This is a genomic window from Pseudomonas sp. B21-040, from assembly GCF_024748695.1.
In the GTDB taxonomy this organism is placed as follows: domain Bacteria; phylum Pseudomonadota; class Gammaproteobacteria; order Pseudomonadales; family Pseudomonadaceae; genus Aquipseudomonas.
This window is the reverse complement of the sequence record NZ_CP087176.1, coordinates 4,967,217-4,986,722: the sequence shown is the minus strand read 5'-3', so window position 1 is coordinate 4,986,722 and position 19,506 is coordinate 4,967,217. Positions and strand designations below refer to the sequence as shown.

17 protein-coding genes, 4 tRNA genes and 1 pseudogene are annotated in these 19,506 nt (G+C 59.0%); 13 read left to right on the top strand and 9 right to left on the bottom strand.

Annotated features, from left to right (window positions below; genetic code table 11):
* Positions 1–48 precede the first annotated feature (48 nt).
* The 3 genes from LOY55_RS22840 to LOY55_RS22830 all read left to right on the top strand — a co-directional run bounded on the left by LOY55_RS22840 (position 49) and on the right by LOY55_RS22830 (position 2,648).
* Positions 49–708, top strand: a complete 660-nt coding sequence (locus tag LOY55_RS22840) for a glutathione S-transferase family protein (protein WP_223522243.1) — start codon at positions 49–51, stop codon at positions 706–708.
* Positions 709–716: 8 nt separating this feature from the next.
* Positions 717–1,523 carry a DUF4892 domain-containing protein gene (locus tag LOY55_RS22835; protein WP_258666864.1) on the top strand — a complete coding sequence of 269 codons (807 nt, stop codon included), beginning with the start codon at positions 717–719 and terminating at the stop codon, positions 1,521–1,523.
* A gap of 69 nt (positions 1,524–1,592) precedes the next feature.
* Positions 1,593–2,648, top strand: a complete 1,056-nt coding sequence (locus tag LOY55_RS22830) for an AI-2E family transporter (RefSeq protein ID WP_046031645.1) — start codon at positions 1,593–1,595, stop codon at positions 2,646–2,648.
* Between the two features lie 60 nt (positions 2,649–2,708).
* Here the strand turns inward: LOY55_RS22830 and xopAW are convergent, their stop codons facing one another.
* From xopAW to LOY55_RS22815, 3 genes are all read right to left on the bottom strand, one after another.
* The gene (xopAW, locus tag LOY55_RS22825) at positions 2,709–3,584 is read right to left on the bottom strand and encodes a XopAW family type III secretion system calcium-binding effector (RefSeq protein WP_258666862.1); all 876 of its coding nucleotides are present in this window, start codon (positions 3,582–3,584) and stop codon (positions 2,709–2,711) included.
* A 221-nt stretch (positions 3,585–3,805) separates the two neighbouring features.
* Positions 3,806–4,858, bottom strand: coding sequence for a HAMP domain-containing sensor histidine kinase (locus LOY55_RS22820; RefSeq protein ID WP_258666860.1), 1,053 nt, complete (start codon positions 4,856–4,858; stop codon positions 3,806–3,808).
* Entirely contained in the window at positions 4,858–5,616 is a 759-nt protein-coding gene (locus LOY55_RS22815; protein WP_046031648.1) for a response regulator, read from the bottom strand. Before LOY55_RS22815 ends, LOY55_RS22820 begins: the two co-directional genes overlap by 1 nt.
* Before the next feature lie 293 nt (positions 5,617–5,909).
* Here LOY55_RS22815 and pyrF point away from each other — a divergent pair, with 293 nt between their 5' ends.
* Positions 5,910–6,608 (top strand): orotidine-5'-phosphate decarboxylase, encoded by a 699-nt coding sequence (gene pyrF / locus LOY55_RS22810; protein WP_027924005.1) that lies wholly within the window; start codon positions 5,910–5,912, stop codon positions 6,606–6,608.
* 130 nt (positions 6,609–6,738) lie between these two features.
* Here the strand turns inward: pyrF and LOY55_RS22805 are convergent, their stop codons facing one another.
* The gene (locus LOY55_RS22805; protein ID WP_223522246.1) at positions 6,739–7,743 is read right to left on the bottom strand and encodes an NADP-dependent oxidoreductase; all 1,005 of its coding nucleotides are present in this window, start codon (positions 7,741–7,743) and stop codon (positions 6,739–6,741) included.
* Positions 7,744–7,979: 236 nt separating this feature from the next.
* Here LOY55_RS22805 and LOY55_RS22800 point away from each other — a divergent pair, with 236 nt between their 5' ends.
* From LOY55_RS22800 to LOY55_RS31270, 4 genes and pseudogenes are all read left to right on the top strand, one after another.
* Positions 7,980–8,741 (top strand): SDR family oxidoreductase, encoded by a 762-nt coding sequence (locus LOY55_RS22800; protein WP_258666858.1) that lies wholly within the window; start codon positions 7,980–7,982, stop codon positions 8,739–8,741.
* Between the two features lie 183 nt (positions 8,742–8,924).
* Positions 8,925–10,316, top strand: a complete 1,392-nt coding sequence (locus tag LOY55_RS22795) for a PLP-dependent aminotransferase family protein (protein WP_223522247.1) — start codon at positions 8,925–8,927, stop codon at positions 10,314–10,316.
* Between the two features lie 108 nt (positions 10,317–10,424).
* A pseudogene (locus LOY55_RS31275) lies at positions 10,425–11,528 on the top strand (HAMP domain-containing protein); the annotation flags it as partial.
* Positions 11,508–12,389 (top strand): methyl-accepting chemotaxis protein, encoded by an 882-nt coding sequence (locus tag LOY55_RS31270; RefSeq protein ID WP_408981004.1) that lies wholly within the window; start codon positions 11,508–11,510, stop codon positions 12,387–12,389. The pseudogene LOY55_RS31275 and the gene LOY55_RS31270, both read left to right, overlap by 21 nt.
* A 75-nt stretch (positions 12,390–12,464) precedes the next feature.
* Here the strand turns inward: LOY55_RS31270 and LOY55_RS22785 are convergent, their stop codons facing one another.
* Positions 12,465–13,235, bottom strand: a complete 771-nt coding sequence (locus LOY55_RS22785) for a hypothetical protein (RefSeq protein WP_109785193.1) — start codon at positions 13,233–13,235, stop codon at positions 12,465–12,467.
* A gap of 378 nt (positions 13,236–13,613) precedes the next feature.
* Here LOY55_RS22785 and LOY55_RS22780 point away from each other — a divergent pair.
* The 4 genes from LOY55_RS22780 (at position 13,614) to LOY55_RS22765 (ending at position 14,027) form a co-directional block, all read left to right on the top strand.
* Positions 13,614–13,689, top strand: a tRNA-Glu gene (locus LOY55_RS22780).
* A 2-nt stretch (positions 13,690–13,691) separates the two neighbouring features.
* Positions 13,692–13,767: transfer RNA gene (locus tag LOY55_RS22775), tRNA-Gly, on the top strand.
* Positions 13,768–13,872: 105 nt separating this feature from the next.
* A tRNA-Glu gene (locus LOY55_RS22770) sits at positions 13,873–13,948 on the top strand.
* A gap of 3 nt (positions 13,949–13,951) precedes the next feature.
* A tRNA-Gly gene (locus LOY55_RS22765) sits at positions 13,952–14,027 on the top strand.
* 275 nt (positions 14,028–14,302) lie between these two features.
* Here the strand turns inward: LOY55_RS22765 and LOY55_RS22760 are convergent.
* The 4 genes from LOY55_RS22760 to LOY55_RS22745 form a co-directional block, all read right to left on the bottom strand.
* Entirely contained in the window at positions 14,303–16,042 is a 1,740-nt protein-coding gene (locus LOY55_RS22760) for a dipeptidase (protein ID WP_258666855.1), read from the bottom strand.
* A gap of 195 nt (positions 16,043–16,237) precedes the next feature.
* Positions 16,238–16,876: a LysE family translocator gene (locus LOY55_RS22755; protein WP_109785195.1), complete on the bottom strand. Its 639-nt coding sequence runs from the start codon at positions 16,874–16,876 to the stop codon at positions 16,238–16,240.
* 1 nt (position 16,877) lies between these two features.
* Positions 16,878–17,648 (bottom strand): 2OG-Fe(II) oxygenase, encoded by a 771-nt coding sequence (locus LOY55_RS22750; protein ID WP_046031657.1) that lies wholly within the window; start codon positions 17,646–17,648, stop codon positions 16,878–16,880.
* A gap of 92 nt (positions 17,649–17,740) precedes the next feature.
* A complete protein-coding gene (locus LOY55_RS22745; protein WP_109785196.1) occupies positions 17,741–18,367 on the bottom strand; it encodes a hypothetical protein in 627 nt (208 codons plus the stop codon).
* 89 nt (positions 18,368–18,456) lie between these two features.
* On the opposite strand from LOY55_RS22745, the gene LOY55_RS22740 reads away from it, so the two are divergent.
* The gene (locus LOY55_RS22740) at positions 18,457–19,455 is read left to right on the top strand and encodes a LysR family transcriptional regulator (RefSeq protein WP_109785197.1); all 999 of its coding nucleotides are present in this window, start codon (positions 18,457–18,459) and stop codon (positions 19,453–19,455) included.
* The last annotated feature ends 51 nt before the right edge of the window (positions 19,456–19,506 follow it).

Below are 19,506 nucleotides of genomic sequence, written 5' to 3'. Positions count from 1 at the left end.
TGCGCCGGGCAACTGTCGAGGCTGGGCGGGTTGAAATGGGAGACAACCATGATAGATCTCTACACCGCTGCGACCCCGAATGGCCACAAGGTCTCTATCGTGCTCGAGGAACTCGGCCTGCCCTACACGGTGCAAACCCTGAGTTTCGACAAGAAGGAACAGAAGTCCGAAGACTTCCTCAAGATCAATCCCAATGGCCGGATTCCGGCCATTGTCGACCGCGCCAATGGCGATTTCGCCGTATTTGAATCCGGCGCCATCCTGATTTACCTCGCAGAAATGACCGGCAAACTGATGCCCTCCGACCCGAAAGGGCGTTCGGTGGTGTTGCAATGGCTGATGTTCCAGATGGGTGGGATCGGTCCGATGCAGGGGCAGGCCAACGTGTTTTTCCGCTACTTTCCGGAAAAACTCCAGGGCGCCATCGATCGTTATCAGCATGAAACCCGGCGCCTCTATGAGGTACTCGATACGCGCCTGCAAACCGAAGAGTTTCTGGCCGGCGAATACAGCATTGCCGATATCGCGACCTTCCCGTGGGTGCGTGGCTATGAGTGGTCAGGTGTTTCCGTGGACGGCCTGACGGCGTTGCAACGCTGGATGGCGACCATGGAGGCGCGTCCGGCGGTGCAGCGTGGGTTGCAAGTGCCCCAACGCTCCGATGAAGCCAGTGTCATCAAGGGTGCCCAGGCCATGCTGATCCGATGAGTCTGACCATGCGTTCACTCAATCTGTTGGTGCTGTGCTGCATCAGTCCCTTATCGTTTGCCGCCGATGTCCCGGGCAGTCAGGACCTGCCGATCCTGCCGCGTATGGAAGATGCGCAGATTGTCGACTTTCGCCCGGCGGCCGAGCTGGAGCGGATCTACCCGTTGGGTTCGATCCGTAAAATCAGCGGTCAATTGCGTTTCGATGGTCAAGTCAGCGCTCGTGGCACGGCCACTTCGGTGACCTACGAATTACCACCGGAACATTCTTCAACCGAGGCTTTCACTGCCGCTCGAGAGGCATTGCAGAAGCAAGGCGCGCAACTGTTGTTCTGGTGCCAGTCTCGCGATTGCGGTGAAAGCAGCCTGTGGGCCAATGAGGTTTTCGGCAACGCCAAGCTGTATGGCGCCGACGATCAGCAGGCGTACTTGCTGTTGCGTCTGGCGGCCCCTCGGGACAATTCGTTGGTGGCGCTTTACAGCATCACTCGCGGCAATCGCAAAGCGTATTTGCACGTCGAACAGTTCGACGCCGCGGCGCCGCTGGGGGAATTGCTGCCGACGTCGGCCACGTTGCTGCGCGAGCTCAAAAACACCGGTGAGCTGGATTTCCTCACGCTGACCGCCGAGCCGGATGAAACCTGGCTGCGTCTGATCTCCCGTGGGTTGAACCTGGACACCACGTTGCGGGTCAGTGTCTCTGGAGCGAAAGCCGAAGCCTGGCGTCAGGCCCTGATCCAGCAGGGCGTGCGTGCGGCCCGACTGGAAACCGGCAACGTCGAAGGCTCTGGCCTGCACATCGAACTGTTGCGATAAGCTCTATCAGGCGAACGTGTCTTGCACGTTCGCCTATTCTTTTTGCGGACTGACTTTTTCGAGATTTAGATGATCAATAACGATCGACTGGTGGTGCAGATTCTGCTCCTGGTGTTGTTTGGCGCGAGCTTCTGGGTGATGGCGCCTTTCTGGTCGGCGATGTTCTGGGGCGCAGTGCTGGCGTTTGCCAGTTGGCCGCTGATGCGTTTGCTGACCCGTTGGCTCCATGGTCGCGAATCCCTGGCGGCCGCTTTGCTGACCCTCGGCTGGATGTTGCTGGTGGCGGTGCCGCTGGTCTGGCTGGGTTTCAACCTGGCAGATCATGTGCGAGATGCCACGGTGTTCATCAAGGATGTACAGGTTGATGGCCTGCCCGAAGCACCGGCGTGGCTGGGCGGTATTCCGCTGGTTGGCGCACGGCTGGTAGGAATCTGGAACAGTATCGACCAGCAGGGCGCGGCGATGATGGCGTCGCTGAAACCTTATGTCGGGCAGATGGGCAACTGGTTACTGGCGCGCAGTGCGCAGATTGGCGGCGGGATTCTCGAACTGACGCTGAGCATTGTCTTCGTGTTCTTTTTCTACCGTGACGGCCCCCGGTTGGCGGTATTTGTACACGGGTTGCTGGAGCGGTTGATCGGCCACCGTGCCGGGTACTACATCGAACTGGTGGCCGGTACGGTACAACGAGTCGTCAATGGCGTGATCGGGACGGCGGCAGCGCAGGCCGTGCTGGCCCTGATCGGCTTCCTGATTGCCGGTGTGCCCGGGGCTCTGGTACTGGGTATTGTGACGTTCCTGTTGAGCCTGATCCCGATGGGGCCACCGCTGGTGTGGATCCCGGCCACGGCCTGGCTGGCCTGGAAGGGTGAGTACGGGATGGCGATATTCCTCGGTATTTGGGGCACGTTCATCATCAGCGGCGTCGACAACGTACTCAAGCCGTACCTGATCAGCCGGGGCGGAAACTTGCCGTTGGTGATCGTTCTGCTGGGCGTGTTTGGCGGGTTGATTGCGTTTGGCTTTATCGGTCTGTTCATCGGCCCGACATTGTTGGCCGTGGCCTACAGCTTGCTGACCGATTGGAGCAAGGGACCGACGCGGCTGGAAGATCCCCGGCTCTGAGTGATGATTGCGCCATGACAAAAAGCCCACTGGACCTGCGAAGGTCAGTGGGCTTTTTGCTTAGGTCGCGACGTTCAGGTACTTGCCCACCGTTGCCACGTTATCGAGCGAGTACTGCTTGCTCAAGTTGGCAATCATCTTGTTCAACGCTTCGTTGACATTGAACTGATCGGTGGAGCTGTCGCTGTTTTGTTCTCGGCCGGCTTGCAGGGCTGCTTTCAGCTCATCGCTGCTGACACCGCCGCTGCTATCTCTGTCCAGAACCTTGAGCAACGCGGCGCTGGTGTCCGTGCTGGTCGATGACGTGCTGTCGCTCGCCTGCAACGCGTTGCTCAATTCGGTGGCGGTCACGCTGCCATCGCTGTCCGAATCCAGTTGGCTGAACAGTTCCTCGCTGGACACCTGTTGTGGCGGCGGTGGCGGTGGGGTCAGGCTGGCGGCGAGTTCGTCCTTGCTGACGGTGCCGTCCTGGTTCTTGTCCAGGGCCGAAAAAATTTCTTTGCTGTCGGCACTGCTGCCGGCGCTGGTCAGGCCGGTGCTCAGCTCGTCGTTGCTGATGGCGCCGTCACCGTCGGTGTCCAGGGCGCTGATCAGCGCATCGGCCAGTTCCGTGCTCGGAGGTTGATCATGCGGCGGAGGCGGCGGTGGCGCCATCGCGGCCATTTCTTCGCTGCTCAAGTTGCCGCTGCTGTCGCTGTCGAGGTCGGCGAAGTTTTTGCTCAGGCTGACCAACAGACCGTCATCGGTTTTTTGTGACAAGGCACTGTTCAGCTCGTCCTGATCCACCGCACCGTCGCTGTTGCTGTCGAGCTTGGCGAGCAGTTCTTTCTGGAACTGCTGGCTGCGGGCGCTGTTGGTCGTGGTGCTGCTGGTGCTGCTGGTGCTGCTGCTGGTGCTGCCGGTATAGCTGATGTAGTTGCTGACGCTACCAATCATTGTGCTCACTCCCTGGAATGGAAAACCGGTGGGTGCACCGGCTTATGCAGCCTCAAGGGGCAAGGTGTCGTGGGTATGTGGGGTTTGTACCGGTCAGTACACAGATCGCCTTTGTAGCAGCTGGCGAAGCCTGCGTCCGGCTGCGCAGCAGCCGCCAGACCATTCACCGCGGTGTTTCGGTAGACGACTGCTGCGCAGCCGGACGCAGGCTTCGCCAGCTGCTACAGGGATCTCGGCAACTCAATGACTGCGGTCAAGCCACCGCCCTGAGTTTCTTCCAGGCTCAATTGTCCACCCAGCCGTTCGGCGGCCTCGCGGGCGATGGTCATGCCCAGGCCTACACCCCCAGAGTTGCGGTTGCGTGAACCTTCCAGGCGAAAGAATGGCTCGAACACGGCTTCACGTTTGTCTGCCGCAATGCCCGGACCGTGATCAATCACTCGGATCACCAGGGTTTCGCGGCTGTCTTCGAGTTTGATCAATGCCTGCCCGGCATAGCGCAACGCGTTATCCAGCAAGTTGTTGATGCAAGAACGCAAGGCCATCGGTTGTACGTGCAGCGGGGCGCAGTGACCACTGGCCTGAACATCGGCGCCCTGGTCCTGGGCGTTTTCGCACAGGGACTCCACCAACGCTTGCACGTCCATCCATTGCAACACCTCGCTGGTGCGCTGTTCGTGCAAGTAAGTCAGGGTGGCGTCGAGCATGTTGATCATGTCGTCCAGATCCTGACGCATCTGACCTTGCAGTTTTTCGTCGTCGATCTGTTCCAGGCGCAATTTGAGCCGCGACAGTGGGGTGCGCAGGTCATGGGACACCGCGCCCAGCATCCGCGAACGCTGCTGCACCTGTTCGATAATGCGTTTCTGCATCAGGTTAAAGGTGTAGGCCGCTTGCCGCGCTTCCCGTGGTCCCGATTCATCGAGTGGCGTGCTGTCGAGGTTTTCGCTCAAGCGCTCGGCGGCATCGCTCAGGCGCTGGATTGGCCGGCTCAGCAGTTTGGCGCCGTACCAGGCCGCAATGATCAGCGAAATCAATTGAAAGGTCAGCGGCACTAACGGTCCGCCGAACCACGGCCGAGGCGGCCGGGTTTCAAAGCGTGGGTCCATCGGCGGGCGTTTCCCGTCAACGCTTTCGGAAAACTCCGGCGGCGGTGGCGGAGGAGGTGGGCCGTAGTGGTGAAACCAGGCAAACGCCAGCAAGTGCGCGAGGACGATCGCCAGCAACAGCACACCGAACAGGCGGCCGAACAGCGTATCGAAGCGCGCACGCATCAGCCGATGTCTCTCGCGTCGAACAGATAGCCCTCGCCGCGAACGGTCTTGATCAGTTGTGGCGCTTTGGGGTCATCACCGAGTTTCTGGCGCAGGCGCGAGACCAGCAGGTCGATGCTGCGATCAAAGGCCTCAATCGAGCGACCGCGAGCGGCGTCCAGCAATTGCTCACGACTGAGCACCCGGCGCGGACGTTCGATGAACACCCAGAGCAGGCGGAACTCGGCGTTGGACAGTGGGACCACCAGGCCGTTGTCGGCAATCAACTGTCGCAACACGCTGTTCAGGCGCCAATTGTCGAAGCGAATGTTCGCACGCTGTTCGGTGCGATCATCGCGCACTCGACGCAGAATGGTCTGAATCCTGGCCACCAGTTCACGGGGCTCGAACGGCTTGGCCATGTAATCGTCGGCGCCCAGCTCCAGGCCGATGATCCGGTCGGTCGGTTCGCAGCGCGCAGTAAGCATCAGGATCGGAATGTCCGATTCGGCACGCAGCCAGCGGCACAATGACAAACCGTCTTCACCGGGCAGCATCAAGTCGAGCACCACCACATCGAAATGCTCGGCTTGCAGCGCCAGGCGCATCTCGGTGCCGTCGGTGACGCCGCTGGCGTGGATATTGAACCGGGCGAGGTAGTCGATCATCAGTTCGCGAATCGGGACGTCATCGTCGACGATCAGGGCGCGAATGCTCCAGCGCTTGTCGTCGCCGGGCGCTTTTTGATCGTCCTTCAAAGGGGCTTGGGAGTTGTGCATGCGTGCGTTCATCTGCCAGAGAGGCTGCCAACCACAAAGATGGGCTGCGAGGTTGTGGCTTCAGCATAGGCGTCCGGCCCGGAGGCGGGAAGTGCTGTAAGGACGTGTTGCGGCTGCCGAGGGTAGTGATGAACGATGTTGTGGACGTGTCGGGAGTGTATCGGGCTCGACACAATTGGCCAAAGGACTAGTCTTGCCTGAGCGGCGATGACGAATTACCGATCATCGGGTCCCGCAGCGTCGCTGGTTCCGCTACAATGCGCGCCGATTTCGTCCTGCCTGAGAGCCCGCACATGTCCGTCTGCCAGACTCCTATCATCGTCGCCCTGGATTTCCCCACCCGTGACGCCGCACTGAAGCTGGCCGATCAGTTGGACCCGAAACTGTGCCGGGTAAAAGTCGGCAAGGAACTGTTCACCAGTTGCGCGTCGGAAATCGTCGGCACCCTGCGTGACAAGGGCTTCGAAGTGTTCCTCGACCTCAAGTTCCACGATATCCCGAACACCACTGCCATGGCCGTCAAAGCCGCTGCGGAAATGGGTGTGTGGATGGTCAACGTTCACTGCTCCGGCGGTCTGCGCATGATGGCGGCCTGCCGTGAGGTGCTGGATCAGCGTACCGGGCCGAAGCCGTTGTTGATCGGCGTGACCGTGCTGACCAGCATGGAACGTGAAGACCTGGCGGGTATCGGTCTGGACATCGAGCCGCAAGAGCAGGTGCTACGCCTGGCCGCCCTGGCGGAAAAAGCCGGGATGGACGGTCTGGTGTGCTCCGCGCTGGAAGCCCAGGCCTTGAAGTCGGCTCACCCGTCGTTGCAACTGGTGACGCCAGGCATTCGTCCAGCGGGCAGCGCCCAAGACGATCAACGCCGCATCCTGACCCCGCGCCAGGCACTGGACGCCGGTTCCGATTATCTGGTGATTGGCCGTCCGATCAGCCAGGCGGCAGATCCGGCCAAGGCACTCGCCGCCGTAGTCGCCGAACTCGCCTGACCACCGCTACCCCTGTGGGAGCGAGCTTGCTCGCGATGAGGGCCTGTCAGTCGACATATTCGTTGTCTGATACGCCGCAATCGCGAGCAAGCTCGCACACATTGGTTTTGGGGTTGCTGAAAGTTTTGGGTTAAACCTTCAACACCAACTTCCCGAAGTTCTCGCCGCTGAACAATTTCATCAGCGTTTCCGGGAATGTCTCCAGTCCTTCGACAATGTCTTCCTTGCTCTTGAGTTGCCCCTTGATCATCCAGCCGGCCATTTCCTGCCCGGCGGCGGCGAACTGGGCGGCGTAGTCCATCACCACAAAACCTTCCATGCGCGCGCGGTTGACCAGCAGCGAGAGGTAGTTGGCCGGGCCCTTGACCGCTTCCTTGTTGTTGTATTGGCTGATCGCGCCGCAAATCACTACTCGGGCCTTCATGTTCAGTCGGCTCAGCACCGCGTCGAGAATGTCGCCACCGACGTTATCGAAATACACGTCGACCCCTTTCGGGCACTCGCGCTTGAGGCCGGCGATGACGTCTTCGTTTTTGTAGTCGATGGCGCCATCAAAACCCAATTCATCGATCAGGAACTGGCACTTGTCCGCGCCGCCGGCAATCCCGACCACGCGGCAGCCTTTGATCTTGGCGATCTGTCCGGCAATGCTGCCCACCGCGCCGGCAGCGCCCGACAGCACCACCGTGTCACCGGCCTTCGGCGCGCCGACATCGAGCAGGGCGAAGTAGGCGGTCATCCCGGTCATGCCAAGGGCGGATAAATAGCGCGGCAATGGCGCCAGTTTCGGATCAACTTTGTAGAAACCTCGTGGTTCGCCGAGGAAGTAATCCTGCACGCCGAGGGCACCGTTGACGTAGTCTCCGACCGCGAACCCCGGATTGTTCGAGGCAATGACTTGGCCTACACCCAATGCGCGCATGACTTCGCCCAAACCCACCGGCGGGATGTAGGACTTGCCCTCATTCATCCAGCCACGCATGGCCGGGTCCAGGGACAGGTATTCGTTTTTAACCAGAATCTGCCCCGACGCCGGCTCGCCGACCGGTACTTCCTGATAGGTAAAAGTCTCGCGGGTGGCCGCGCCCACGGGACGTTTGGCGAGCAGGAACTGGCGATTGGTCTGGGTAGTCATGACAGGCACTCAAGATGAATGAAGCCTTGTTGATAGCCCTTCATGATCAATGCCGCAAGTCTGGCTGATGCGGCGAATGCACCTCGATCCAGTGCAGTGATAGTCGGGGTCGGCGTTCTATCACTGTCACTCATGGGTACCCAACCGGCCACTTGATAGTGCTGCCGTGGCGCAGCCCTCTGTGGCTAGACTGAAATCAGGCAATCCCCCGTATTCTTCTCTTCGAGGACATAACAATGAGCATGACGTTTTCCGGCCAGGTGGCAGTGGTGACAGGCGCGGCGGCCGGTATTGGCCGTGCGACCGCCCAGGCGTTCGCCGCCGAAGGGCTGAAGGTCGTGGTCGCCGATCTGGACACCGCGGGTGGCGAAGGCACCGTGGCGCTGATTCGTGCAGCGGGCGGCGAAGCGACCTTCGTGCGTTGCAACGTGACGCTGGAAAGCGATGTAAAACATCTGATGGACGAAGTGGTAAACACCTACGGGCGGCTGGACTATGCCTTCAACAACGCCGGCATCGAGATCGAGAAAGGCAAGCTCGCCGAAGGCACGCTGGATGAGTTCGACGCGATCATGGGCGTCAACGTCAAAGGCGTCTGGCTCTGCATGAAATATCAACTGCCGCTGTTGTTGGCCCAGGGCGGCGGTGCCATCGTCAACACCGCTTCGGTGGCGGGCCTGGGGGCTGCACCGAAGATGAGCATTTACGCGGCGTCCAAACATGCGGTGATCGGCCTGACCAAGTCAGCGGCCATCGAATATGCCAAGAAAAAGATTCGCGTGAATGCGGTATGCCCGGCGGTGATCGACACCGACATGTTCCGTCGTGCGTATGAGGCGGACCCGAAGAAGGGTGAGTTTGCCAACGCGATGCACCCGGTGGGTCGCATCGGCAAGGTGGAAGAGATCGCCAGCGCGGTGTTGTATCTGTGCAGCGACGGTGCCGCGTTCAACACCGGCCATTCGCTGGCCGTGGATGGTGGCGTTACAGCGTTCTGAAGTCAGGCACTTCACGTAGGAAAAAACCCGCATTTATGCGGGTTTTTTTACAGTTCCGTGATGGTGCCGGGCAATGTGTTTCAAAGGGTTAGAACCGAGGGTTTTAGCGGCGTTGTCGCACATCCACATCGACGCTCCTGTGCTTAACTGTTTCCCGCAAAACAGACAGGAGTTTGCTTGCTCATGGAGTTGAGAATCGATCGACAGGCATTGGTGCCGGTCGTGCAGCAAATCGTCGACGCGCTGGCCGATTGGCTGCGTCAGGGCGACGTGTTGCCGGGAACGCGTCTGCCGTCCGCACGGCAAATCGCGCGGGTCAATCTGCTCAGTCAATCCTGCGTCGTCGAAGCCTGCGAGCGTCTGGTGGCGCAAGGTGTGCTGGCGCCGCGTCAGGGCACCGGTTTCGTTGTTGCCCTTCCAGCATCAATCGCGCAGAAGCGACAGGATGGCCATTGGTTCGAAGGGGCGGACGTGACGCAGGGTGACGTCACGGGCGCACTCAAGCTGGGCTGTGGCTGCCTGCCGGAAAGATGGCGTGAAACCGACGATTTGAGCTACGCCATTCGCCAGGTGAGTCGCACCGACATGGCCGCTTTGTTCAACTACAGCACCCCCCTGGGGTTGCCTGCCTTGCGTGAGCAGATCCGCAAGCGTCTGCATCTATTCGACATCAACGTGGACGATCGACGGATTATGACCACGGCAGGGGCGACCCATGGGCTCGATCTGATCATGCGCACGTTGCTCAAGGCCGGCGACTGCGTGGTGGTCGAAAGCCCGGGGTATTCGTTGTTATTCGATCTGCTCAGGCTGAACGGCGTGACGATGATCGAGGTACCGCGTACCCCGCGCGGGCCTGACACGCAGGCGCTTGAAGCACTATTGCGCAAGCACAAGCCTCGTGCGCTGTTTATCCATAGTTTCTGCCACAACCCGACGGGCAGTAGTCTCACGGCACTGGTGGCACAGCAGGTGCTGCAACTGACCAAAGCCCATGGCATGTTGCTGATCGAGGATGACGTCCATGCCGATTTGCACAGCGGCCCAGGCACGCGCCTCGCGGCACTGGGGATTGACGACAATGTGATCTACCTCGGCAGCTACTCCAAAACCCTCAGCAGTTCATTGCGCATCGGCTTCATTGTGGCCAGTGACGCGGTTGTGTCACGACTGGCCCAGGTCAAGATGACCAGCAGCATGGGCGCCTCGATGTTCTGTGAGGCGGTGTTGGCTAGCCTGTTGGCCAGCGGCGCCTATCGCAAGTTGGTGCAGCGTCAGCGCCAACGATTGCACGCCGACAGAGAGGCCGCCTTGCAAGTGCTCGAAGACGCCGACTGGGAGGTTTTCGGCAAACCGGTGGGAGGGCTTTTCATCTGGGCGCGATCACGGTTGTCCAACTACGCTCAGGTGCGCACACAGGCCCGGCGCTTTGGTGTGTTGCTGTCTTCTGCCACAGCATTCAGTCCCGACGGTGAGGCCACGGACTGGCAACGCATCAACGTGGCTTACGCCTGTGATCCTCGTGCCCGGGCATTCTTTCAGGCCACTGCTTTGAATCGACCTCAAGCGTTCTGAAAACGACGCAGGCGTAGCTTTTTGCCATTATTCCGACGCCAGAGACTTGTGCTGGCGTATGCCCGTTGCGAATCTGCGTCAACAGACTATGTCAGGGGACTAAGTGCAATGATTTCGGCCGTGCAAGGACGTTTTGCCAACCTCGGTATGGCAAAAAAAATGGGTGTGGGATTTGTACTGGTACTGCTGCTGACAGCATTGGTCGCTGCCATCGGTGTATGGTCCCTGCAAACCATCAGTCATCGCTTCGACGGACTCAAGCAGATGTCGTCGCTCAATAGCGGTTTGCTCAAGGTGCGACTGCTTGAGCAGGAGTACGCGTTGCATGGCAACCCGAAAACCGCCGATGCCCTGCACGAGGGCGTTGATGGCCTGATTGCTCTGGCGACCCAGCTCAAGGCTGCATCGGCCGCCAACGTACCGGTGATGAATGACGTCGAACAGTCGCTGGGCGCTTATCGAAAGGCGTTCGATGAGTTCGTCTCTCTGAGTCAGGCCAAGGACCTTGCACTGGAAATGGCCAGTTGGTCGGTGTCCAGCGTGGCCAATAACCTTGATGTGTTGCAATCCGGTCTGGCCGATGACGGCGCCTATACCTTGAAGCAATCCGAAGGCAAGGACGGTGGGCAGTTCATCGAGCAGGCCAGCCAGGTCAGCCAGGTCTCGCGATTGATGTTGCAGGCGATGAACGAAGCGCGCGTGCGTCTGGACCAGAGCCGCAAGGGCGACGACAGCGCAGGCCAGGGCAAGATCGAACAGGCGGATCAAGCGCTGACCCAGGCCGAGCAGCTGAAAACCACGGTCAAGGACGAGGGCTATCAGACGGTCCTTAATGAGGTGACAGGCCACATTAGTAGTTTCAGCGAAAAACTGACGGAGTACACCGGCCTGTTGGCCCAGGAAAAAACCGTCTACGAACAACTGCATCAGCGCGCCGCGCAAGTGGTGGAGCGGGTCGATCTGGCCTATGTTGCCGAAGATCTGTCGATGCAGGCCGAACTGAAAAAGAACTCGTTGTTGATCCTCGGTTCCTCGGCCCTGGCGTTGCTGGTCGGCCTGGTGGCCGCGTGGGTGATTACCCGGTTGATCGTGGCGCCGTTGCGCAGTGTGATCCGTGTCGCCCAGCAGATCGCTGCGGGTGATTTGAGTGCGACTGTTGAAGTGACCCGCCGTGACGAGATCGGCCAGTTGATGCAGGCGATGCAGCAGATGGGCGCGGGGCTCAGCCGTATTGTCAGTGGCTTGCAGGCCGGTATCGAGCAATTGGCGAGTTCAGCGCATTCACTGTCGGCGGTGACCGAACAGACCAACCTGGAAGTCAGCAGTCAGAAAGAAGAAACCGAGCAGGTCGCCACCGCGATGAACCAGATGACGGCGACGGTGCACGACGTTGCGCGCAACGCCGAGGAGGCCGCACAGGCTGCACAGACGGCGGATGGCAAGGTTGAAAGTGGTCAGCATGTGGTGCGCCAGAGCATGGCGCGTATCGAGCAGTTGGCGGATTCCGCGACTTCGGCCAGTTCCAGCATCGAAAGCCTGAGCGCAGAGATCCAGAACATCGGCACGGTGCTCAGCGTGATCAAAAGTGTCGCCGAGCAGACCAACCTGTTGGCGCTCAACGCGGCGATCGAGGCCGCACGGGCGGGTGAGCAGGGCAGGGGCTTTGCCGTGGTGGCCGATGAAGTTCGGGCGCTGGCCAAGCGTACCCAGCAATCGACCGAGGAGATCGAGCGGCTGGTCAGTGCCCTGCGCTCGGCCGCTCAGTCATCGGTGCAGCAGATTCAGAACAGCGGCGAACTGGTGAAGTTGGCGGTCAGTGATGCGTTGCAGACCGAAAGTGCACTGGGAAGTATTGCCGCTGCAGTCTCGTTGATTCAGCAGATGAACCAGCAGATTGCCGCGGCAGCCGAGGAGCAAAGCTCGGTGGCCGAGGAGATCAATCGCAGTGTCACGAGTATTCGTGCCAGCGCAGATCAGTCGTCGCTGGCGATGCAAGGCAACGCAGCGTCGAGTATTGAGCTGGCTCAATTGGGGCTTGAACTGAAAGGGATGGTGGGGCACTTCCGGCTCTGAAGGTTCTCCCGGTCACCCATCAAACACAGTCCAAAAAAAAGCCACCTTCTCAGGTGGCTTTTGTGTTTTTGCTGATCAGTCGTAGATCACTCTCTTCTTCCAGTCGGCATCGGCGTCGACTTGTTTGAGGCCGGTGTTCAGCTGGTTTGCCTCGCTCTCAACGGCTGCGATGTTGTCCATCACCAAGGCGTTGGCGCGAGCCAGGAGTTTCTCCAGGTACTCAAGCTGCTCGGCATAGGCCTGCGGGTCCTGCTGTTTGCGCAGGTATTGCACGCCGCGTTCGAACGCCAGGCGCGCCTGACCTGGCTGGTTTTGTTGCAAGCAATGCTGCCCGAGGTTGTTGAAGAACTCGATGTGCAGCAGCACCAGGATATGACGGACTTCGCGGATCCAGCGCTTGGCTTCGTTGGGTGGCAGGAAGCCGTCTTGTGCTGCGCGGGTGATCTGGCCATGCAGGGCTTCGAGCAGGAAACGTACGTCCTTGGCCTTGGCTTCGGTCTGGATGGGTGACGGCGGGTTGTTGATCGGGATCGATTCACCTTGGCCAGCCAGTGCTTCAAGCTCGGTAATCCGCGCCCTGAGGTTGGCGCTGGTTTTTTCCAGGTTGAGCAGGCGTTGGCAGACGTTGAGCTCCAGGCGGGTCAACAGCAGCTTGAGCGCAGGTGTCATCAACTGACCGGGGAAGGTCTCGGTGATTTCGCCGCAGCGGCGCAGGCGGTCGTTGAGTTCAACCTTGGTGCGGGCCTTTTCCAGCTTGTTGTTTTCCACCACATGGTTCATGTAGCCAATGGCGATCAATAGTGCGATCCCGGCTACAACTAGCAGGGTGATCATGAGTGGTGTCACCGGTAAGACCTCTTTATAGGGTTTGCGTTCGAGTGTAGTGGCTTGCCATTGGGGCGCATAGGCCACTCGACGACTTGAATCAGCTATGGCCATAAATGTATCGGCCGTTGTTCTGCTTATATAAATGGTGGCGAAGATGTTTCAGATTGCCATCATCTTGATGGCGTGGACTATAGCGTCTTGAAGGAGACCGGAATATAGGCGTCGGAGCCCAGGCTGCGCAAAAGCCCGAAACGCGTCTGAAAGCAGGGCGAAGTCATTGATTTAAATAAATTTATATCTGGGGGTTGACGACCCCTCAATCCATCCATAGAATGCGCGCCACTTACAGCGTAAAGCACACAGCGAAACGCGGTAGGGAGTGAATGTTGTACGTGTGTCCCCTTCGTCTAGTGGCCTAGGACACCGCCCTTTCACGGCGGTAACAGGGGTTCGAGTCCCCTAGGGGACGCCAATGCGGGAATAGCTCAGTTGGTAGAGCACGACCTTGCCAAGGTCGGGGTCGCGAGTTCGAGTCTCGTTTCCCGCTCCATTTTTAAGCAGCGTTGCTTTCGGGCGGCGTTGAGTGAAACCAGAACCGACATCTTCGGATGCGGATTTGGGCACTGAAATACACACCATGTGTTTCAGTTAGCGTGTCCCCTTCGTCTAGTGGCCTAGGACACCGCCCTTTCACGGCGGTAACAGGGGTTCGAGTCCCCTAGGGGACGCCATTTGCGGGAATAGCTCAGTTGGTAGAGCACGACCTTGCCAAGGTCGGGGTCGCGAGTTCGAGTCTCGTTTCCCGCTCCATATTTAACGAAAACGCCGCTCAGCAATGAGCGGCGTTTTTGTTTGTGCGTTTTTTATGGCATAGCACGCGACAACGCACTTTGTAGCAGCTGGCGAAGCCTGCGTCCGGCTGCGAAGCAGTCGTAAAACCTGTGTGTGCGGTCTTTCTGAAACACCGCGTCATTTGATTTCACGACTGCTGCGCAGCCGGACGCAGGCTTCGCCAGCTGCTACAGATTGTGTCGTTCTCCGGTTTTGTTGTTTGGACCCGCCAGCAGGGCGGGTCCAAGAGGCGATCAGAGCTTCGGCAGCTGCCCGATGCGCCCCATCATTTCGGTCACGATCTGCAGGTCCAGCAGGAACTGGTCGACCGTCTTGAACTCATTGTCGGTGTGGCCGGTGTATTTCACCTCGGGCCGGGCCAGGCCAAACTGCACGCCATTGGGCAGTTCATGGACCGAGGTGGCGCCGGCAGAGGTGCCGTACTTGTGCTCCATGCCCAGGTTTTCGCTGGCTACGGCCAGCAAGGCCTTGACCCATTCACCCTCAGGGTTGCGGTACATCGGCTCGGCGATCGAGATATCGAAGGTCGGTGCGATGTGGCTTTTCTTGCTCCAGGTGGCCAGCTTATCGGTGATTTCGCTGTTCAGCGCTTCCGGGGACTTGCCCTTCGGTACACGCAGGTTGACCGCCAGCTTGAAAGCCTTTTCATCCATCCCGACAAAAGTCAGGGACGCGGTGAGTGGCCCCATGAATGAATCGGAAAAACCGACACCCAGTTTGCCGCCCAGGTAGTCCAGCCCCCAGTTGTCGGCGGCGTAGCGGGCGGCGTCGGTGATGTGGTTATGTTTGAGCGCGACCTTGCCGTCGAGGCTGTTGATGAAGTCCAGCATCCTGGCCACCGGGTTGACGCCTGACTCAGGCTCGGAGGAGTGGGCGGAAACGCCGGTAACCGTGAGTTTCACGTCCTTGCCGACGACCTTGGCCGTCACCTCAAAATTACCGCCATTGCGCTTCGCATACTCAGTACCCGCTTTGTGCAGGCTGGCGGCCAATTCGTCAGGCTTGTCACTCACCAGGGTGACAACCGATGCCGACGGAATCTGGTTGGTGGCCAGTCCGCCCGTCATTGAGACGATTTCAGCACCCTTGCCCTCGCCATCACGTCGGGCAAAGCTGGCCATGACGGTGCCGTAGCCTTTCTCGGCAATCACCACCGGGTAGCCGCCATCCAGCGCCAGGTTGTAGTTGGGTGTCGGATTGTGTTCGAAGTAGTAGGGAATGGCGTCGCCGGTGGTTTCTTCGGTGGTGTCTACCAGCAGCTTGAAGTTCCTCGCCAGCGGCAGCTTCTCTTCCTTGATGACCTTCATCGCATAGAGCGACACCACGATGCCGTTCTTGTCGTCCTCGGTACCCCGACCATACATGCGATCGCCGATCAGGGTGACCTTGAACGGATCGAGTCGGGTGCCGTCTTTCAGTACCCAGTTCTCCGGCGTCACGGGCACCACATCGGCATGCGCGTGAATGCCCACCACTTCATCGCCGCTGCCCTCAAGGGCGATTTCATAGACGCGGTTGTCGATGTTGCGAAAATTCAGGTTGAAGGACTGGGCCAGGTCTTTGATCTTGTCGGCGATCTTGATGAATTCAGGATTGTCGTACTGAGCGACGCCGTCCACGCGGAAGGTCGGGATGGCCACCAGCTCACGCAGGGTCTCGGTGGCCGCGCTGCCGTATTTCAATCGTGCATAAAGGCCAAGCAGGCGATGGATTTCGTTCTGCTGTTCAGAAGAAAGTGCCTTGTTATCGAGAAAGGCGCTGATGGCCGGGCCGAGGTCGCCTGATTTGGCGACGTCACTCTGGGCCAGGCGTCCCAGGAACTCCCTGAAGTCGGTGACCGATGATTCACTGAACGTCTTGAGGATGGCCGTGCTCTGTTGCGCCGTGATGTTGGCAAATGCAGAAGGGGTGAACGAAGAAAGGCTGGCGATCATCAGGGTGGTCGCGGCCAGGTGCTTGAGTGAAAAGTCCATTGCTGGGGCATTCCTTTGCAGGCAGTTTGTGAGAAATATCTGATCGATTAATCAGAAACATTTCAAAGCTAACACCCGGAAGGCTTGATGCAGAGCCCTTGATGCAGGATCTGTCGCACAGAAACGCAAAAGCGACGCAGATATGAAAAAGGCCCGCGAGTCAGACTCGGCGGGCCTTTTGCGTGGGCGCAGGTTTTACATCGACAGAATCAGACGCCCGGCAAACAGGATCAGAATCACCCCCATCGTCCGTTCAAACCAATGCCCCATGCGCATGAACAGCACGCGCACCCGGGCGCTGGAAAAGAACAGCGCGACGATCACAAACCACAACGCATTCACAAAACACATCCAGACCCCATACAGCGCCTGGATCTTTAGCGGTGTCGTGGCACTGATGATGGTGGTGAAAATCGCCAGGAAAAACAGGGTCGCCTTGGGGTTCGTCGCGTTGGTCAGAAACCCGGTGGTGAATGCCTTCAATAGCGTTTGTTTGACGACAGGTTCGTCCACGGCCTGGTCGCCCTCAAGCGCGGACTTGGGTTTGCTGCGCAACAGGCTGACCCCGAGGTACAAAATGTAAGCGCCGCCCACGACCTTGGCCACGGTCAACAACCAAGGCGTTGTATGCATCAGCGCGCCGACCCCGAGCAGCGTGTAAAGCACGTGCACGGAAATCCCCGCGCCGATGCCCAGCGCCGTGCAGATGCCCACCAGCCGACCGAAGCGCACGCTCTGACGAATCGTGACGGCAAAATCCGGCCCGGGTGCGACCACGGCCAGAAAGTGAATGGTTGCCAGCGCCAGAAACTCGCCCAAGTAACTCGAAAGCATTTCAACTCCAGAAGGTAAGGGGTGAAGCATTGCCGCGATAGCCGACAAAGAACGAAAGGCTCAATCGTGGATCTGCCACACCCGGTGTCACCGAGTGCATGCAGCGCGAATTGAACATGATGAAATCACCCGGCTCGGGACGTATCTCAAGTGTGGGAGGGCCAAGCAGGGCAGGGTCGATGCCGTAACTGTCACCGCGCATTTCGTCGAACTGGTCCGGCGAAATGTCGTCGTCCCACATCTGCAGCGCGCCGCCTTCGGTGGGCATGTTCAGGTAAACGTTGCAGGCGAACTGCGCTTCCAGGCTTCTGGCCTGGTAACTGTCCGGGGCGTCCTTGGCGAAAATGTCATGGTGGGCGAGGAAGCACACCCCCGGTTTCACGACCCGTGACAGCCCGACATACATCTTGCGACCGTAGAGGTTTTCCAGGTGAGCGCCTGCCGGCCAGGATTCGTCGAGCATGCAGCGCAGGGTGTCGACCGGGGACGAATAGGGCGCGCAACGGTTACGTAATTCCGCGATATTGCGGGTGGCGCGTTCGAAGTAGTCCTCGATCAGCAACGGCTGGTTTTCCGCCTCATAAAACGCCATGCCGATACGACCGATACTAGGCGCATTGATATAGCCTTCGAAGCCCGGGGCGAGGATCTTGTCGCCAATCTGAATCGCCAGCGGTTGGGGCAGCAAGCCTTTGACGCGGATGGCGAGGACTTCTTCGTTGGCCAGTTTTTTTATGCACGTCTCATCGAGACGCTCGACGTCAAGCATCATGTCTTAGGTCCATCTATCAGATAGTCAACAGAACCCGCGAGCGCAGGCTCCCCCGGCGTCAGGCGATGACGTTGCCGGCATCGCCCAAATGCTCAATCCACGGAGTAGTGGACTGACAGCGTTCCCTTTTTCAATGAAAGGGAAGCGATCGTGACCGTGCCTAATTCCTTCAGGCTACGTACATGGGTGCCGCCGCAGCCATAGGCGGGCAGTTCACCGAAACCGATTTCCCGGGCGCCTTCACGCAATGACGTCAGGCGCGGCCAATCCTGGCCAATAAACTGTGCGATGCCGAGTTGAACGGATTCGACATCGAGCTCCTGGGCACTTTCCAGCGCTTTGAACTGCACCCGACCTTCGTCCGGCCAGTGATGCGCCTTGGTCGGCATCCAGCCTCTGGCCTGGACGAAATGACCAATCAAATGCCCGGCGGAATGCATGCGCGTATTGAACTGGCGCCGCTCTTCGTCGATACGAATCTGGGTCATGCCGGGTTTAACCGGTTGATCGACGAAATGAATGATCCGGTCGGGATCCTGGACGACACGCAGTACCTGACTATCGCCGATCCAGCCGGTATCAAAAGGCTGGCCGCCACCTTGCGGGTGAAACAGCGTGGCGCGCAGCACCACGGCAAATTCGTTCTCGTGGGGCGTGCACTCCAAGACTTCCACATTAGCCTTGAGGTCATCACTATGGAAAAAGAGGCGGAGCGTCATATTCCATGCCCTGATTAAAGTTTCTTTTTTATTATATGAAGCGTGGAATTGCGTGATAATCCGTTCAAACATCAAAGGACTGTTGCGCTGTGAGCATAAATCTTCCACTGCCGCTGCTCGGTGAAATGGCGATTTTCGTCAAGGTTGTCGAGACCGGCAGCTTCTCCGAAGCAGCCCGCCAACTGGGGGCTTCACCCTCGGCAGTGAGTCGTAGTATTTCGCGACTGGAGAAGGCCCTGGCCACGCGTCTACTGCAACGCACCACGCGCAAACTGCGCCTGAGCGACGGTGGCGAAGAGGTGTTCAAGCGTTGTCAGGAAATGGTCAGCGCGGCCAAGTCAGTGATGGAAATCAGTGGCCAGTTCACTGACGAACCCGAAGGGCTGGTGCGTATCAGCGTCCCGAAAGCGGTAGGCCGGATCGTGATTCACCCGCATATGCCGGAGTTTTTACGCCGTTATCCAAAAGTGGACGTGGAGCTATTGCTTGAGGACCGGCAGGTTGATTTGATCGACGACAACGTCGACCTGGCGATTCGCATTACCGACCGGCCGCCAGCAGGGCTGGTGGGGCGGCAGTTGCTCACCATCGACCATTTGCTCTGCGCGACACCGCAGTATCTGGCTGAACACGGTACGCCGACTCACCCCCATGACTTGCTTAATCACAGTTGCATTTACCTGGGTGAAACCCCGAGCGATGCGCGCTGGAAATTCAGGAAGGGCAGCAAATCGGTGACCGTCGGTGTGCGTGGGCGATATGCCGCCAATCACACCGGCGTACGTTATGGCGCGGTGTTGCAGCATATCGGCATTGGCAGCTTGCCCTATTTCACTGCGCGCCATGCCCTGGAGAAAGGGTTGATGGTGCAGGTGCTGCCGGACTGGACCTTTCTGGCGTCCTACCACGGAGGTGCCTGGTTGCTGCATTCGCCAACCCGGTACCTGCCGCCCAAGATACGGGTGCTGATTGATTACCTGGTGACGTGTCTGGAGAAGGAGCCGACGCTGGGCAAGCCCGGTAAGTCCAATGGTCCGGTTTGGTCCTCATCGGAATATGAAATGCCAGAGAGTGACGGCTTGTTCTGAGCGCAAAAAAAGGCCCGCATGTTAATCATGCGGGCCTTTTTCATTGCTGGG